The sequence below is a fragment of the Bdellovibrionales bacterium genome (assembly GCA_016716765.1).
GTDB lineage: Bacteria > Bdellovibrionota > Bdellovibrionia > Bdellovibrionales > UBA1609 > JADJVA01.
The window spans coordinates 890,589-907,583 of the sequence record JADJVA010000020.1; the positions used below are offsets into that span (position 1 = coordinate 890,589).

18 protein-coding genes and 2 tRNA genes are annotated in these 16,995 nt (G+C 45.4%); 13 read left to right on the forward strand and 7 right to left on the reverse strand.

The features are described 5' to 3' along the window. Positions 1-28: 28 nt before the first annotated feature. The 6 genes from IPL83_12850 to IPL83_12875 all read left to right on the forward strand — a co-directional run bounded on the left by IPL83_12850 (position 29) and on the right by IPL83_12875 (position 5,778). Complete coding sequence (locus tag IPL83_12850; GenBank protein ID MBK9040031.1) at positions 29-1,210, forward strand: alanine--glyoxylate aminotransferase family protein; 1,182 nt, start codon at positions 29-31, stop codon at positions 1,208-1,210. Further along, positions 1,211-2,185, forward strand: coding sequence for a hydroxyacid dehydrogenase (locus IPL83_12855; protein ID MBK9040032.1), 975 nt, complete (start codon positions 1,211-1,213; stop codon positions 2,183-2,185). It begins immediately after the preceding gene. A gap of 227 nt (positions 2,186-2,412) precedes the next feature. Further along, the gene (locus IPL83_12860) at positions 2,413-3,705 is read left to right on the forward strand and encodes an adenylosuccinate synthase (protein MBK9040033.1); all 1,293 of its coding nucleotides are present in this window, start codon (positions 2,413-2,415) and stop codon (positions 3,703-3,705) included. 148 nt (positions 3,706-3,853) lie between these two features. Beyond that, positions 3,854-3,929, forward strand: a tRNA-Lys gene (locus IPL83_12865). Positions 3,930-4,026: 97 nt separating this feature from the next. Next, a tRNA-Glu gene (locus IPL83_12870) sits at positions 4,027-4,102 on the forward strand. A 104-nt stretch (positions 4,103-4,206) separates the two neighbouring features. Continuing rightward, positions 4,207-5,778, forward strand: a complete 1,572-nt coding sequence (locus IPL83_12875) for a GNAT family N-acetyltransferase (protein MBK9040034.1) — start codon at positions 4,207-4,209, stop codon at positions 5,776-5,778. Between the two features lie 129 nt (positions 5,779-5,907). On the opposite strand, the gene IPL83_12880 is transcribed toward IPL83_12875, so the two are convergent. From IPL83_12880 to IPL83_12890, 3 genes are all read right to left on the reverse strand, one after another. Next, complete coding sequence (locus IPL83_12880) at positions 5,908-6,156, reverse strand: hypothetical protein (protein ID MBK9040035.1); 249 nt, start codon at positions 6,154-6,156, stop codon at positions 5,908-5,910. A gap of 226 nt (positions 6,157-6,382) precedes the next feature. Beyond that, the gene (locus tag IPL83_12885; GenBank protein MBK9040036.1) at positions 6,383-7,114 is read right to left on the reverse strand and encodes an SDR family oxidoreductase; all 732 of its coding nucleotides are present in this window, start codon (positions 7,112-7,114) and stop codon (positions 6,383-6,385) included. Positions 7,115-7,354: 240 nt separating this feature from the next. Then, entirely contained in the window at positions 7,355-7,423 is a 69-nt protein-coding gene (locus IPL83_12890; protein ID MBK9040037.1) for a LysR family transcriptional regulator, read from the reverse strand. A 272-nt stretch (positions 7,424-7,695) separates the two neighbouring features. Between IPL83_12890 and IPL83_12895 the strand changes: the two genes are divergently transcribed. Then, positions 7,696-8,343, forward strand: coding sequence for a hypothetical protein (locus IPL83_12895; GenBank protein ID MBK9040038.1), 648 nt, complete (start codon positions 7,696-7,698; stop codon positions 8,341-8,343). A 697-nt stretch (positions 8,344-9,040) separates the two neighbouring features. On the opposite strand, the gene IPL83_12900 is transcribed toward IPL83_12895, so the two are convergent. The 3 genes from IPL83_12900 to IPL83_12910 form a co-directional block, all read right to left on the reverse strand. Further along, complete coding sequence (locus IPL83_12900) at positions 9,041-9,793, reverse strand: transposase (GenBank protein ID MBK9040039.1); 753 nt, start codon at positions 9,791-9,793, stop codon at positions 9,041-9,043. Positions 9,794-9,812: 19 nt separating this feature from the next. Beyond that, a complete protein-coding gene (locus IPL83_12905) occupies positions 9,813-10,334 on the reverse strand; it encodes a transposase (GenBank protein ID MBK9040040.1) in 522 nt (173 codons plus the stop codon). Between the two features lie 267 nt (positions 10,335-10,601). After that, positions 10,602-11,111 carry a hypothetical protein gene (locus IPL83_12910; protein ID MBK9040041.1) on the reverse strand — a complete coding sequence of 170 codons (510 nt, stop codon included), beginning with the start codon at positions 11,109-11,111 and terminating at the stop codon, positions 10,602-10,604. A 90-nt stretch (positions 11,112-11,201) separates the two neighbouring features. Between IPL83_12910 and IPL83_12915 the strand changes: the two genes are divergently transcribed. The 3 genes from IPL83_12915 (at position 11,202) to IPL83_12925 (ending at position 14,267) form a co-directional block, all read left to right on the forward strand. Next, the gene (locus tag IPL83_12915; GenBank protein MBK9040042.1) at positions 11,202-12,074 is read left to right on the forward strand and encodes a LysR family transcriptional regulator; all 873 of its coding nucleotides are present in this window, start codon (positions 11,202-11,204) and stop codon (positions 12,072-12,074) included. Between the two features lie 718 nt (positions 12,075-12,792). Next, on the forward strand, positions 12,793-13,101 hold the full coding sequence (locus IPL83_12920) for a DUF1543 domain-containing protein (protein MBK9040043.1): 309 nt from the start codon (positions 12,793-12,795) through the stop codon (positions 13,099-13,101). Between the two features lie 695 nt (positions 13,102-13,796). Next, positions 13,797-14,267 carry a hypothetical protein gene (locus IPL83_12925; protein ID MBK9040044.1) on the forward strand — a complete coding sequence of 157 codons (471 nt, stop codon included), beginning with the start codon at positions 13,797-13,799 and terminating at the stop codon, positions 14,265-14,267. A gap of 125 nt (positions 14,268-14,392) precedes the next feature. Here the strand turns inward: IPL83_12925 and IPL83_12930 are convergent, their stop codons facing one another. Continuing rightward, positions 14,393-15,031, reverse strand: coding sequence for a hypothetical protein (locus IPL83_12930; GenBank protein ID MBK9040045.1), 639 nt, complete (start codon positions 15,029-15,031; stop codon positions 14,393-14,395). A 223-nt stretch (positions 15,032-15,254) separates the two neighbouring features. On the opposite strand from IPL83_12930, the gene IPL83_12935 reads away from it, so the two are divergent. Genes IPL83_12935 through IPL83_12945 form a run of 3 tightly spaced genes read left to right on the forward strand, consistent with a single transcriptional unit; the run spans position 15,255 to position 16,986 of the window. Next, positions 15,255-15,587: a helix-turn-helix domain-containing protein gene (locus IPL83_12935; GenBank protein MBK9040046.1), complete on the forward strand. Its 333-nt coding sequence runs from the start codon at positions 15,255-15,257 to the stop codon at positions 15,585-15,587. Further along, on the forward strand, positions 15,584-16,732 hold the full coding sequence (locus IPL83_12940; GenBank protein MBK9040047.1) for an IS21 family transposase: 1,149 nt from the start codon (positions 15,584-15,586) through the stop codon (positions 16,730-16,732). The genes IPL83_12935 and IPL83_12940 overlap by 4 nt, the downstream gene beginning before the upstream one ends. A gap of 2 nt (positions 16,733-16,734) precedes the next feature. Beyond that, complete coding sequence (locus IPL83_12945) at positions 16,735-16,986, forward strand: hypothetical protein (protein ID MBK9040048.1); 252 nt, start codon at positions 16,735-16,737, stop codon at positions 16,984-16,986. The last annotated feature ends 9 nt before the right edge of the window (positions 16,987-16,995 follow it).

Genomic DNA, 16,995 nt, shown 5'->3' on the forward strand with positions numbered 1-16,995 from the left:
CAGCACTTTTTCTCAGGAATTGGATACGATGGAGAGTCACCAGATGTTCCCCTACCGACTTCTTGCCCCTGGCCCAGTCCCGCTCTCTGATGGAGTTCGACAGGCCTTGGCCGAACCCATGATTCACCACCGCAGCGAGGCTTTTCAGTTCATCTTAAAAGAAGCTCTTGAATTGCTGAAGCATGTGTTTCAAACATCGCAGCCGGTGATGATTCTAAACGCTGCAGGAAGCGGAGCAATGGAAGCCGCGCTGGTCAACACTCTCTCTCCGGGAGACGAGGCTCTTTTTATTGTTTCCGGCAAATTTGGCGAACGCTGGCTCAAGATGGGAAAATCTTTTGGACTCAAATGTCAGGTTTTGGAGACTCAATGGGGTTCGGCGACTCAGCCCCATGAGCTTGCAGCAGCACTCACTCAATACCCACAGGTGAAGGCCGTCTTTAGTCAGGCCTGTGAGACGAGCACCGCAGTGGCTCATCCCATCAAAGAACTGAGCGAAGTTGTTCACGCTCATCACCCCGCAACTCTCTTTATTGTTGATGCCATGACGGCCATGGGTGCCATGGAATTACCCATGGACAAATGGAAATTGGACGTTGTTGTCTCGGGATCGCAAAAGGCATTTATGCTCCCAGCAGGTCTTTCATTTATTTCGCTTTCTGAGAGAGCCTGGCTGGCTTACGAAAAATGCCGTATGCCGAAGTTTTATTTTGATCTCGGACCTGAGCTCAAGGCGAATCAAGGCAATGAAACTCGATTTAGTTCAGGAGTTGCTCTCATTCGTGGACTTCATTGCTCCCTGAAAGAAAGCTTTGCGGAAAATGGATTGAGCCGCTCAATTCGTCGCTCCCAAAGGCTGGCAAAGGCGACTCGCGAGATTTTTATTCATTATGGCTGGAGGATTTACGCCCAATCCCCCTCCTCATCGGTCACTGCAGCCTGGATTCCAGAAGAACTTCAAGAGAAAAAGATAGGATCCTTGTTACTGAAGAAATTCAACATTTATGTTGCCGGTGGCCAAGACAGCTTGAAAGGCAAGATCATGCGAGTGGGCCATTTAGGACATATTACCGACGAGGACCAACTTTTTTTCGCGCAAGCCTTGGGTTTGGTTCTTCAAGAATGCGGATGGGCAAAGGCTTCGGCCCAACAAATTGAGCAGGCCGTCCAACTCACCAAAAATCTCCTCAAAAACGAAACTGCCGTTTAGGTGACCACAAGTAATTATCCTCTCAACAAAATTTTGGTCACAGATATATTTACAGGCGAGTCTCTCGCTCTTTTGAGGGCGAGATTTGGATCAAAGGTTTTTCTCACCAAAGACCGAAGGCCGACCTCCGAAGAGCTGCAGGGAACTCAAGGACTCCTGATCCGTAGCCGCACGCGCATTGATCAGGAGCTTCTTGACCAAATTCCTGAACTTCAAATTGTTGTCACTGCGACGAGTGGATTTGATCACATTGACCTGCCTGCCTGTAAGGCCCGAGGGGTTCTTGTGATGCACACTCCTGAAGCCAATGCGCCGAGCGTCTGCGAACTTACCTTTGGTCTCATGATCACATTGTTTCGACGACTTGATGAAATGAAAAAGACAGTACACAACGGACAATGGAAAGACTCTCTCCCCTGGGGAAGAGAGCTTTATGGTCAGCATCTCGGAATTTTTGGACTTGGCCGGATTGGTTCCCGCGTTGCAAAAGTTGCCAAATGCTTTGGCATGAAAGTCTCCGCTCATGACCCCTACCAATCAGATGAGGTGTTTGCTCAACTTGATGTTGAGCGTCTGGGTCTTTCAGAGCTGCTCATCACCTCTGATATCGTCAGCCTCCATGTGCCACTCACTCAGGAAACGCGTCACCTCATTAATCATCGAACCCTTGGAGTTATCAATCGCTCGGCTATTTTGGTAAACACTTCGCGGGGCCCGGTAATCAATGATATTGAAGTTATCGAAGCCTTGGAGCTCAATCAACTGGGGGGCCTTTGCCTGGACGTCTTTGAACGAGAGCCTCTCAATCATAGTTCAAAGCTCTTAAAACTGCCAAATGTTGTGCTCAGCTGCCACATTGGCGCCTACACCGAAGCCGCATTTCAAAGGGCTTCTCTTGAAGCCGTGCAAAAAATAATTTTGTGGTCGAAATCCGGAGAACACTCGGACTCCTTGCCTCCTCCAGTTATTTGGTAAGGGTTCTCATTGTCCCATTGCGATACTGCGCGCCGCGTCTCTTTCTTTGGAAGATTTAGAAAATCGAAAGGGACGTTTTTATTGAAAATTGAATTCGGATGCGTATTATGCCGGACTGGTTAACAAATAAGGTCCCTCGAATTCTGATACCCTCAGATGCGATCGGCCTGTTTCTTTCTGTCGCTTTGCCTTAATGGCTCTGCGGATGGCGAGCTGTAGGGGAATTTATGCCAGGAATTGTTGTTGTTGGTTCGCAATGGGGTGACGAAGGAAAAGGCAAAGTCGTTGATGTTTTTTCCGCTGAAGCCGATTATGTCGTTCGATATCAAGGGGGTGCAAATGCCGGGCACACTCTGATTGTTGATGGAAAAAAAACAGTTCTTCATTTGGTTCCCTCTGGCATTCTCCACCCGACAGCCACCTGTATCATTGCTGCAGGGGTCGTGCTCGACGTTGAAACCCTATGGGATGAAATCTGTGCCCTTAAAGTTAACGGGCTTCTTTCAAATCCGGCCCAACTTCTCATTTCAGATTCCGCCACTGTTATCGGTGGCTATCACAAAGCCTTAGACCTCGCTCGAGAGACCGCGGCCGGAAACGAAAAAATTGGAACGACAGGACGAGGAATTGGCCCTGCTTATGAAGACCGAGCGAGTCGCAAGGCCTTGCTATTTGGAGATCTGTTTCAAACAGACACCCTTCGACGCAAGCTTGAAGTCTCTCTTGAGGAAAAGAATTTTCTATTGGAGAAGTTTTACAAGACTAAACCCATAGATCTCGACGAACAAATCGAAATGTTTAAAAAGCTCGCTACCGATCTTGCTCCCTATCGTTGCCGCGATACCTCCTTGATTATTCACAAGGCTCTTAAAAAGGGGAAAAAGGTTCTTTTCGAAGGAGCTCAGGGGTCTCTGCTCGACTTGGTTCATGGCACTTATCCCTTTGTGACAAGCTCATCGACTTTGGCTGGTTCGGCTTGCGTTGGAGCCGGCGTGGGCCCGGGAGCCATTGATAAAGTCATAGGAATCACCAAAGGTTACACAACCCGAGTTGGCAGCGGTCCCTTTCCAACTGAGTGCGACAACGACGTAGGGGAGACAATCCGGGAAAGAGGTCGTGAATTTGGAGCAACGACGGGTCGAAAGCGACGTTGCGGCTGGCTCGATCTTGTCGCTCTCAAATATGCGATTAGAATCAACGGCATTACAAATATCGCCCTGATGAAAATTGATGTTTTAAGCGGCTTTAACGAGATCATGGTTTGCACGGCCTACGAACTTGATGGCCGCAACATCAAAGAATACCCGGTCACTCCTGGCGACCTGGCCCGCTGTAAACCCATCTATCAAAAGCTCTCTGGATGGAAAGATGACATCAGCCAGGCACGTCATGCAGAGGATCTCCCAAAAACTGTCCGAGACTATATTGACTTCATTAGTCGTGAGCTCGAAACGCCGATCGACGTGGTTTCTGTTGGACCAGGCCGGGATGAAACCCTTTGGATAAGACCTCTGTTTTAACAGTACCTTACCGACTTGGGGGGATCAGCCAAGAGTCCTGCCATTTTCTTGAATTGAGTGTTGACAGGCAGGGGCAAATACTTGAAATATGTGGACCCTTAGGCAAGTAAGTGAATCTTAACGGAAACGAACGAGCCCAAACACAAGTGATCCGCTAGCTCAGCTGGTAGAGCATCTCACTTTTAATGAGAGGGTCGATGGTTCGAGTCCATCGCGGGTCACCAACTAGTTTTTGTTCGGTTAGAATTTGTTCGCTTAGTTTTATTTCTGTTGAGTGGTTCTCTTTTTGTTCTAAGTGTTTTTGATCTCAGTTTTTTCAGAGTCCCCTTCGTCTAGAGGCCTAGGACAACTCCCTTTCACGGAGTAGACACGAGTTCGAATCTCGTAGGGGACGCCAATTTCTCCGGTGTAGAACCTGCACTGACTCAAATTCAAAATTCTTTCCTTCTGATAGAGGGCTCTGGGGGCTTCCCGGATGCTGATGCCCGGTCGGGAGTGTTTATGACGTCAGAGAAAGAGCATCGCAAACTTGAAAACAAGTCAGATTGGCCAGAGTCTTTATCTCGATTTGTCGCGCATTATTCGACAAGAACTGAAGCAACTTCAACAAAAGAAACACCAGCAAACTTCATTCGAGTGATTGATTCTGACATTGGACGTACTGTCGATTTCAATCGAATTGCTGTCCATCACATTGTTTTGCCTCCAGGATGCCGGACCTATAGCCCTCACGCCGAAAGCCTCGAAGAAGAATTTGTCTTTGTTATCAAAGGGAAACCTCATCTCTGGCTCAGTGGCTATATTCACGATCTTAGTGAACACTTCGCCATTGGGTTTCCTGCTGGAACTGGCATCGCTCACACGTTTATTAACAACACGGATACCGACGTTCTTCTTCTCGTTGCTGGAGACAAAACAAAGAAGGAAAACCTCTGTTCTTTTCCCATCAACCCTGAACTTAAAAAGGATTGCCAGATATGGTGGGAAAATCCCCCGGATCATTCGCTAGGTCCACACAATGGTTTTCCTGGGCCAATAAAAGAATCTGAGAGGGCAAAAGAACCATCACGCCACATTCTAGATTGTAAGGCTCAAGGAAAAAGAAAGCCCTTTCATTATCCAGGCGACAACGAAACCTTTGGTGAAGGCTTTAGGCTGACAGATCACATTGGACTTAAAAATCTTGGAATTTCCTATGATTATTTACCTCCAGGCACAAGGAGTGCTTTTCCTCATGCACATACTCACGAGGAAGAATTCGTTTATGTAATCAAAGGAAATCCAACAGTTTGGCTTGATGGTTTTGTAAAGACAATTGGGCCTGATGATTTTGCGGCGTATCCCTCAAATACCGGCCTTGCCCATGTGCTCATAAACGAAACAGATGAAGAGGTCATTTATCTTTGCATTGGTGAAACGCAGGAATTTCCATCTGAAAAGATCACCTATCCATTGAATCCTTTGAGACAAAAGGAATGCCGTCGCAAGGGTTGGTATTGGGACGATCTTAAAACCCCTGTTTCAGGTTCACACCTAGCAAAATCGGATAAATACAAAAAGAAACATCTAGAACTTCAAGTTTGTACTGAATCTGACGCCACTCAAGTTTTAGAGATTTTTAAACGCTCGCCTACATATTTTCAAAGGGTCGATGGATGTCTTCCAACTCTACAAATGGCGAAACATGCCATTGTCGATGGGCCTAAAAAACACGGCGAAGAATATTTCAAAGAGTGCTTGATTATAAAACTCAACGATCAACCTATTGGAATCCTCGATATTCACGCCCATCATCCAGAAAAAGAAATCTGTTATTTGGGGTTACTGCTAATTCCTGAAGATCTGTTTTCTCGTGGCCTCGGTCGAAGATGCTATGCACTTGCAGAAGATTACGTTTTGCGGGCGTTTGGTTGCAAAAAGATTCGGCTCGGTATTTCCAATGACAATGATGTTTCTGGCTTCTGGCAGAAAATGGGCTTTGAATTCAATGGTAAAACCTATGACTGGAAGGGCGAACAAAAGACCGCTACAGTCCGTGAGTTTGACAAGGACTTGAAGGTAAAAAGTGTATAGTCCGCAGATCTTTGACCGGTCAGGAGAATGAGATGCCACTGATGGCCAATCCCATGGAAGCACTTGTGAGTTAGCAACAAGGGGTGGACTCCGGAATGCCAATTGATCCCAGCGAAAATGACCTGACTCCTAATCCTCACTTTTCCCGCCTGAACCGTAATCTTGAGAATAAGAATCAACCTCTTTGGTCCCCTCTTTACCAGTGTATGGATTGTAGTTTCCTTTTGTTGTATAGTTATCCGATTTTGTGGAGTTGGGCGACGTTCTATAGTGCGGTTGAATGTAGGTCCCATCTTTCTTTGTGTACCCTCTAACATAAACATCACTCGCAAATGAAATCGATCCAAGAAAAGTCACTGTCTCAAACGGAGCAGACACTCCAAATCCTGCTACCAAATGTTACCATTTTTCTGTCGAAGCCCTGTAAATCGGCACAACCTTGCGGTTGGCGGTCGGCACTCGCCTCTTCCATCGTTTTGCGAAGATGGCCACAATGCAAATGCAGGTAATTTTGGGGGCTTTAGGGGCTTTCCACGTCTTGGGGAATCGGGCCAATCCAAGAATCTAAGTCTGGAAATGCCACGTAAAGCAATTCAATCAGAAACTACCAAGGGATGCGCTCGCCCTTGTGAACTAGCTGGCCATGTGGAAACCGGTCGCGAGCCATTGTTACAAGATCAACGACAGTACTCGCACCCTTGTCAACTTCCATGGGCGCTGCTTGAGTTCCCAGATCGGTCTTTACCCACCCAGGATGGGCGGCTGCAACAGCGATCTTCTTGCTCGCCAAAGTCTTCGACTGAATCAGTGTTAGCATATTGAGACCAGCCTTAGACGTCGAGTATCCTACAGTCATAAATTGTGCGACATGTGGCCAACTGCTTTCAGCAGAAGCTATCGACCCAAGCGCGGATGAGTGGTTGATCACGCGAGCATCTTCACTCAGCGAAAGAAGCGGTACCATGGCTTCTGTCATTGCATGAGGAGCGATCAGGTTGACTTCGAGAGTGCGACGAATTTTTTCTGAGTTTGTAGGTTCTCCGTCCCACTCAAGTGCGATCCCTGCGTTATTCACGAGGACATCGAGCTTACCAAAAGCCTTTTTCAAATAGGCGGAAAGTTTCGCGATATCCTCAGAATTAGTAACTTCGAGTTGTACACTTTGGGCTTCACAACCTGCGGCCACGAGTTCTGCGGCCGCTGCCTCCCCTGCCTTTTGATCACGCGATGTGAGCACAATTGTGTACCCAAGCAAACCAAGTTGCCGCGCAATCTCCTTACCCAAGCCTTTGTTCGCTCCTGTAATTAGCGCAACCCTGTTGTTCTTTTTGCCCATAAATTTCTCCTTTACCAAATAAGTACTGAATTTGTAGCTCGGAAGGCTTTACATCAAATGGTATGACGAAAGAATTGTTGGTGTAAAGTAAGGAGTTGATTGCCCCGGTGTTTCAGCACCCATTTTGTTGAAACGTGGAAGCGATGAAGGTTAATGGCACTATTGGCACTTCAGTTTATTCGAGGTTTCAAGTTGAGGCCCCGACACAAGGGCCTCAAAAATGAACTTTAATTTGCTCGTTTACAGCTGCATTCCCTTTCGACTGCGGAGAAACAGGGTTGTTCCAAGCTCCTTCTCTAAAGCTCTAATACGCTGAGGGACTCCGGTCTGGGTGAGATGAAGATCTTGCTCGGATAAGTAAAATTATCGAACACAACAGAAGCCCACCCTCCTTCGAAATCTGATACTGGTACCCCTCTGAAAACTGTCACACTAAGTATATTAAAAAAAATGTGGAATGATTACATGAAAGGCTGGTTTCCTTGGCTTTCAACTAGATTCTACATTTTCTGGTTTGTGTTGTTGAATCCGTAAAAAAAACTAATATTATTTATACTAATCACACTTTCAGAGAGGAACCCATGAGACCTTCAATCGCCTTGATGTTGTTGTTTCCAATGATGGCATTTGGCAACACAGACACAGATTTCAAGTCTGGTGATCCCTCGGGCGAAGAAAAAACTTCGACTATTCAGATAACTGACCCTCACTCGGCCCTTAGAAAAAGAGAACATACTCTATCTTGGAAGTATTCCTCTGGCAGCGGGGAACTTGAAATTGAAGGCCTGACAGGTAGCCTAGAGACGCACTCAGGCGAATCAAATATTTCGTATGGCTACAATACAGGCAGATTTGAACCCGGCATTGCCTTTTATTCGACAGTAAGTAAAGGTGAAGATACTAAATCGTCAGTTGGTCTATTTACCCTTTATGGTAGGCTTAATATTATTGAAAACATACCCGGCAACGACTACATACCTTACCTGGCCCTTGCTTTTCAGTCATATGCAGAAGAAGGCGAATCATCTGGAATTGATTATGACTCTGACGGAAGAGGATTGGCATTTCAGCTGGGAATCTCAATTTTCCCTCTAAGTGAAATCTGTGCGGTGGAGATCGGATTTTTTTCAAGCAAGATTTCAGGAGACTTCAAATTGGATGGATCGCAATCGGTCGACTTTGATCTAAAGAGGTCTGGTCTTGGGGTTGGGTATTCAATTTATTTTTGAGGTCGAGGCCTAAAGCCGCGATACTGATTAGGCTCAAGAAAGGGAACACGGCAACTGTTCCCCTTGCCACCAAATGTTACCATTTGTTACCAAATTGACCGATTGCTACACGCATCAACTCCAACCAACTAGAACTATCCTCCACTCGTAAGCCTCTGTTAAAACTGGTGAGAATAAAAATCTGTTAGGCCGATCAATTAGTTAAAAAACTTGCCAGGTCGCCTTTTCACGGAGTAGACACGAGTTCGAATCTCGTAGGGGACGCCAATTTTTTTCTTCAATATTTTCAGTGGCTCGCACGATAGGACATCTCCGACTCTCGAACTAAAATTCACAATATTATTTACATATCCTACGGCACACTGTGCAGAACCACAGATCCAAATCAGAAATATAGTACAATCTTCAGAGCACAAATCGTTATTAACCTCGGACCTTTGATCCACACTGCAAACAAAGTTCGCTTGTGCATATTATCTATAACCTAAACAACATGACCATAAGTCGGATCCATCTAAAAAAGTTCTGGTTTCAAAAGGTGATATTTGATTCACCTTTGAATTACACAGTTAAATTGCATCTTCAATGGCACGCCTAATAGCATCCCCTGGTGTTTCCAGGTGGCCCGTACTTTCGATTTGGAGATGTCTCATTTTTAGTTGAAAATCTGGAACCGCTTTCGTGAAATCGTGTCTGACTATGCTGCCTTTCCTATTTTTTTGTCAACGGTTTCCATTTGCAATTTTTCAATTCTTGCGATCACAGTTTTGATGTGCATGTATCCCTTCACCGTACGGAAGTTTTCCTCCGCTTTCAGGAACACGGCCGCCAACCAGCGTTGCGAGAGTTTTCCTTTTCGCCGCTTCCCTCTGTATTCTGGGTTATAATTCTTGATGTTGTGTTCTCGATGACGAACCGACGAGAATAGATTCTCGATTCCATTTGTTGTATGAAGAGCTTTATAAAGATCCTTATGCACGTTCAAAATATGCAAGGTTAAAAGCTCTGGAAGGGCCTCTCTGAGAGACATCGCAGCTGAGCTATTGATTAGCATCAATTCCTGCTCCAAAGTCTCCAGTGCCGCCTTGGCGTCTTCATATTTCCCATGCCCAAGAGCCGCCACGTATTGTTGATGGATCCGCTTGCGGTATTTCTTGGCGAGGTGCTTTTGTAGATTGTGATCCTTGTGAATTGTGCAACGTTGATGGATGAGTTTCTTTCCGAACTTGTTGCGAAGAGTCTTAATAAGACCTTTGCCTCCGTCAGTTACAAATAGCACCCGTGCGGTCAAGTTGAGATTGCGATGTTCAAGATCCGCCAATAATTCATTGCAAATGTCGCTATTCTCCGTGGCGCCTTCCCAGTAGCCCAACACCATTTTCTTTCCCGCAACTGAAATTCCAAGCGCGGTGATAAATGCAACTCCTCCGCGATGAACGCTGTCCAGCATGATGGCAAAGGGATCAAATTCAGAGATCTCGCTCGAAAAATTGTTTCAACTGTTTGCTTGTGGCCTCGACAAAGTGGCGTGAGACCGACGATGGCGACACTCCAAACGCGTGTGCGGCGTCTTGTACAGTTTCGCTATAGCGGCGCGCCGATAAGCCTGACATCATCTTCGTCAGCAGCTCCTCTGAGAACTGACCACGTTCTCTGAGCTTTGCATAGCTGGGAAGAGTGACCTCACCCCGAGTGCCGCGAAGTCGCGGCACCATGACCGCCACTTTCTGGTCACCTATAAACGCAGACCCTCGCTGGGAGGCCCACTTATAAATATCCCCTGTCGGCGCGTAATCGGGACCTGCTATATTTTCCCGATCCATCAGCAGGATCGACTCCACCAACATCCGTCCTATTTCGTGATTCAGTGAGTCGATCGATGCTTTTCCCCAACGGATTGTCTGAGCAACTTTCAATGCAAAATTGTCTTCGCCCAACAGCTGCTGAATTTGATTTGCGGATTGCTTTCTCTGTCTGGTACTTCTTTTCATGAGGGTGCCTTTCTTTTGTAAGATAGTGGAATCATTCCACGAAAGGCTGGTGCCCTCAACTTTCAACTAGATTTGAGATTTCTCCTTCGATTTCGAATGGCGCATAAGCCTCGCCCTTACCAACAACAGCTCCCTTTTCATCGCCAAATCCTCGCACGACAAAATCACTGCTGATTAAAATTAAAATATAAATACGTGATTTCAGTTCTTTCCTCCTATTCTATCAAGAAAACAACTCGATCACTTTCACTTCCAAGCGGTGGCTTCTTACCAGCCACCACACTGCGAATGACACTCTTGAGAATTCTTTCCCTCAGCTTTGCACGATTCATAGCAATCAAGGCCCGTGGGCAGTTCCTTGCATTGCAAGTGGTAAATGCTCGACTTGCCCCCTTGTGACTCCAAATTTTTCGTCTCCAGCGTCGCTAAAGGCGAACTGTTTGCACGCGCACTTCGATAGGTAAGATGTCCGACTAAGTTATCGCCGCTGTTTTGACCTTGAAATAAATCTACTTTTACAGCTGTGCCAGTATGCTCAACTCTTTGACTCGACATCTTTCCACTTAAATTAAAGTCACCAAACCAACAGTGCACATCTCCATAATTTAGAATAAAGTTACCCTGATAAAATTCTATGGTGACTTCACCGCTGCCGCAGATATCGGCAATAACCTCTACTGAACATTTCACCCTCTTGTTAGGCATCGAACTCTCGGCATTGGTCTTCACAACTGCCATCAATGCCATTGCACATAAAATCATCTGGCTTTTTTTCATAAACTCCCCTTTTCAGCCCTTAGGCGTGATCAACAAATACAAAAAACAAATGGATATTAAAAGCTTCTTTATGTATATTTTTGGTAGCTTATGGATACCAAAAAACTGCGATTTTTTACTGTGCTTTGCGAGACTGGTCACATGCGTGAGGCCGCAAAACTACTGAATATCTCACACGCAGGACTTTCGAAGGCTATTCACACACTGGAAGTAGAATTGGGTACTGTGCTTGTAACAAAGGATGGGCGTGGCGTAAGGGTCACACCCGAAGGACGAAAGCTTTTAAGCAGAATCAAAGACTGTTTAACAGCAGAAGAAAACCTACTCAGCCAAATCGCTGGTGACCATCAATGTGCAGAAATTAAAATAGGTACATTTGAGGTGTTCTCAACATATTTAAGCCCGAAGTTTGTCCAAGCTATGGAAAAACATACCGAGGTATCATTTGAAGAACTCGGGCCAGGAAATCTGGAGACCGCCATCATCAACGGCCAAGTCGATTTCGGAATCACTTACCTACCAATCCCACGCCCAAATCTAGATCACCTCGAAATCACGAAAATTCGCATGGGTATTTTTGGAAATAAAAAATTTTCAGCAGAGAAAAAAAGCTTCGAAGAATTGCCATTTGTCGTTCCTATTACAAATATTGACGGTGCGCCTACCAAAGTGAAGGGTCTCGACGGCTGGCCTGACGATCGAATACAGAGAAATATTAAATATTCAGTTTCTCTTATGGAAACCGCTTTAGCCCTTTCACGAGAGGGCCTTGCCGTCGGTTACTTCCCCAAATTTGTAGTTGAATTGCACAATCAATATGCGAAACTCGAGTACAGCTTTAAAGAGTTTTCTCCCCCATCCAAAATATCAGGGCTCCAACCAGTTTATGCCGTAAAGCGAAAGGACCGTGCCGAAGACGCAAGCTTTAAGTCATTATGTAAAGTGTTGCGCGGACTAACCTAAGTCCCCAGCATTCAAACTCGCCTCACACACAGATCGAAACTACACGACCAGCGGACGCCAAGTTAATCCGGTTCTACTCGGTTCATGGTGGGTAAATAAAAAAAAGTCATTTGAGCACAAGCATTTTGGGTATCTGTGTCTATACAATTTAAAACTTTTAACGCCGTAAGCTCGCTTCTGTATTAGCTTTAATGAGGAAATTCCGGCATTTTTCAAGGAAGAAAAATTGCTATTCTTTGCATGAAGCCAATCTTTTCCGTCTCTTATGATTTCAATGCCCAGCCTCTCGAGCTCTTCATACTCCCCAGTTTGATTGCCCCGAGGATCGCTTAGTGCCTTAAGCAAAAATCGATTGTCACCAATACCAACTGGCCTCTGCATAGTATCCAGCTCATAATGATATCTTGCTAAGGTTCGTTTAAGTTGTTCCAGATCCAAACGCCCCACGGCAGTCTTCGCCTCGACTGTATATCGATTTGTTAGAGTTTCTAGGCAACCGCCCGATGAGCGACTCTTCTGCCTCCTCCAAACGAACCTTGTTTGTTGTTTAATGAAGTTTAAGGGGTTAAGTTGAGCATCTGACATCGTTTGTCTTTGATGGTAAACAGCCTATAGCCCTAGACAAAAATGGCTCACCGTACGATTGTGAATGTTGTTTTCAGTCAATGGGGAGAATACACGTGTACTACCTGCTTCTGCATTTGGTTAGGAGGGCTTTGTGAATTTGTATCTCGTTCATTGTGGCTTCTATGATGGTTCTGTCTGCGACGGGCTCTATGAAAGCCATGCTAATTTTTTCGTTGTTGCAGAAAGCTTTGAAGATGCTCGTATAAAAGCCAAAACAATACCTGAGTTTCATAGTAAAAAGATGCACGTTGATGGACTGCAAGAAATCAGGATGGTCAATGGTTACAAACTTCAACTTCAAGCGGATGTACTGAAACCTAACCACACAGAGATAATAAATTTTAAACACCGTGACTTAGCACCTAATCCAACCATTCAGACTGGAAGTACAAATGTCTGAATTTCAATTTTTTAAAGCTAAAGATAAAATTGATGATTTGGTTTCAACTGAGTCCCAACGCACCAAGGGAATGTGAGAACAACTACTAGCCTATGCGGAAAAACTTGCTAAAGAGATGAGGTGCAAGGGACTTCGACTATGCACTGGTATCGACAATGAACTTGGCAAGAAATTTTATGAACGCCACAACTGGAAGCTGCGAGCTGCAGTTTGTAAGAAAAACTTGGTCATTGATAAGGAAACTAAGACAGGTAATTTCGCTCACCCGATTTAGTATCACCCTAACGGGAACAAGTCATTTCATTCAAGTTCATCCGAAGCCATCCCTCACTTGTAAAAATAAATTTACTTCTTCGGCTAGATTGCATGAAAAAGGAATCCACTTCTACATCACTTCCATATGATATTCGAACTTCCGAGGGCTATCATCTATAAACTCGGTTCATAAAATTCTTTTTGCAACTTTCTTCGCTTCTATAGATCATCGCCATAATTTTCAATGGACTTCAATGGACGTATTTTCAACCAAGTTAACTCGTGTACGCCAGCAGCTCAGTTCTAAGACGAGTCACTAGGGAGTTTCAACTTTTTCTTCTGTATTTTCGAACATTCACAAAACTACTCAGAGTAGTTGGGCGAACCAAGGGTTGACTTCTCACTCCGTTCATCAAATAATTTAACCGAGAGGTGAATAAATGGTTCGACTGTTGGTCCCAATTGCAATTCTGTTCGTTACGATCTTTGCCTCAGCTTCGAATCCACCACCCAAAATATTTATCGATAAAGGCGCATGCCCTTTTGAATGTTGCACCTACCGCGAATGGACCGTTGAAAAGGACACTGAGATTTTCGACAAAATCAATGGGACAAAGAAAGTTGGGAAAGCAATCAAAGGAGCAGAGGTCACAGGTCTTACGGGCGAGGTTCATACTGTGCCAATGAAGATAAAAAGAAAATCTGGAAAAGAGTTCTTTCTGTTAACCTATCAGGGTGAAGGATTCTGGAAAATTTGGCAGGACGGCGCTGTAAAATCTAATGTCGAGCAAGATTGGAAAGAAGACAAGAAGCCTACAAGTACCTGGTGGGTGCAAATTAAACTGAAAGATGGAACCGTCGGTTGGACCAAAGAAACCGGCAATTTTGGCAACATGGATGCCTGCGGCTAGAGTAGACCGCAATTGCCAGCAGCTCAGTTTGAAAACGCGATACTAGGGAACGCCAATTTGCATTCTGAGCCATTGAGCTATCCAACGTCATCGACTCTTTGATCTCGCAAATTCCCCAAGTGATGTCAAAATTGATCCCAAATCTTATTGAGCCATCCAAGAGCTCTGGGATCTTTTGTAATCACTCGAACTGTTTGATGGCAAGAATATGGACATCCCGATATTTTAAGCGGCACAAGCCCAGCGCCCTCGATAAAATAATCAGGCAAATACCCAAGCGCCAATCCGCCTCGAATGATATTTTCCATCAACTTTAACCCGCAGACCTTGTATTTAATTTGTCTGGGAAACTTATCATCTCGCCAGCCGTCGATACTGGAGGCCTTCGCGATTTTCCCCAGGATCGCCGAGTCCGGTGAAACGAATGGATGCGTCAATATTTCCTCCATTGGAATAGCTTGCTTCGGCCTGTATTTCTTGAGTAGCGGGTGTTCTTTTGAAGCGCAGGTATTGAATTCAACTTTCGCTATAACTTTTGCGGCGACATCCGCTGGCGGTTCCATCGTAATTAAAGCCAGGTGAGCCTCGCCATCCATAACCTGTTCAATGGCCTTTTGCTCTCCACGGATTAAAAATTGGGTCCGAGCTTGCGGGTAATGCCGACCAATGGTGCGCAAAAGGTCGATCCCATACGAAGTCTGCAAAATTTCCTCGCTTGAGATATAAATGTTCAGGCTTCCGGCCTCTTTGCCCGTTAGCTCCAACCGGACATCCTCTTCCAACTGAAGGATCTGGGCCGCCTGGCCGATTCGGCTTGAGTTGACCCACCCAATTCAAAGAAGCTGACCCACCCAATTCGGATGAGCTGACCCAGGCGTTTCGGGGAATTGACCCACCTATATTCGACTTGAGCACTGAGTCATAAATCCAGGCAGCGACTAAATCTTCAATCCCGTGGCACCTATCCTTAAACAAAAGGAGGGTTCCATGACTCAACGGAGAACTTCAGTTGCCATGCAAAATCAAATTTTAGAACTTCACACTCAAGGCCGCAGCATCCGCAAGATTGCGCAGGCCCTTAAGATCGCCAGGAATACCGTCAGAGCTTGCATCAGAGACTCAGGTCCACCATCATCAGTCCCCTCGGTAGTGGGTTTCGCACAGAGCCAGCCTGTCCCAATCAACTGGGAATTTATCGCGACCGAGTTCAACAAAGGTGTCCCTCTTAAAATTCTTCACAAAGAACACGCCATCGAAGTCATGACCTATATGATTTTCTATCATCGTTTCAGACGGCGATTCCCAAAAAACCGCAGGTGACAATCAGACTTCAACACAATCCCGGCGAAAAAATCTTCTTCGATTTTTCAGATGGGATTTCAATCACTGATCCAAGGACTCAAGCTAAGATTAAAACTCAACTCTTCGTCGGAACCTTGCCATGGAGTTCATACACCGTCGGTGAGTTTACCTTCGGACAAAAGCAACCTGAGTTCTTCAGAGCCATTGAAAACTCATTCATCAAACTCGGTGGCACCCCAAAGTACGCAGTCGTTGACAATCTTAAGCCCGGCGTCACAAGAGCCCATATCTATGATCCCGACACCAACCAGTCCTTCATTGAGTTCAGCAACCATCATGGATTTGCCGTCCTCCCAGCAAGGCCTCGACGGCCCAAAGATAAAGCCGCGGTGGAAGGCGCAATCGGCATTATACAAAAACAATTCTTCAACGAAGTCAGAGATCAAATCTTTTATTCAATATTTGATCTCAATCAAAGATTTCAAAAATATCTCAACGAACTCAACTCTGCACCCATGAAGGATCATGATGGAATTTCAAGAGAGGATAGATTCGAAAATGAAAGACCTCTTTTGCAAACTGTAAACCCCAATTCATTTGAACTCTCCGTCTGGAAGACCTGTAAGGTTCATCCAGATTGCCATATTCAAGTCGATTCCAAATTCTACTCCGTCCCGCATCAGTTTGTCGGCACCACGGTCAAAGCCCGAATCAAAATAAATACCGTCGAGATATTTACTGCGGATTCAGATTCAATCGCAATCCACGCAAAAGTAAAATCCCCAGACAGGGCCTCCACCATCGACGCCCACTACCCAGAACACCAAGTCGCCACCGCCCGATTCGAAGTGGCCTCGGCTCTCAGGCAAGCGCAAAATATCGGATCCAAAACTTTTGAACTCTTTCAAAAATTCTTCCGTGATCCTTATCCCCTCAAGTCTCTCAGAAGGGCTCAGGGCATCCTCAGGTTAGTTCACAAAAATGAAGTCTCAAAGGCTGATCTCGAGTACGCGGCGACACAAGCCCTTATTTTCAATAAAACCCAGTTCAATTTCATCAGAGCTTCGGCTCTCCATCACAAAGTAGGAGGTACAAGACCACGCATCATTAAACCTGAACGAGATCCCAATTTAATTTATCTACATAACAACAAGGAACCTTAATTATGGAAGCACAGGCAAAACGTATCGCCTATGACCTTAGATTTTTCGGTATTCACCAAAACATCGATTCTAGGTCTCAAGAAGCTGTGAGTAAAAATCTGCATCCTCTGGAGTTTTTGTCCCTCATCCTCGAGGATGAGAAAAACTTCAGACGAGATCGTCTATCAAAATCTCTTACCAGACGAGCGAAGTTCAGACACCAGGCGGACTTCGAAGATTGGGACATGAGTTTTGACAGGGGACTGACAAAGTAAAACTCAAGG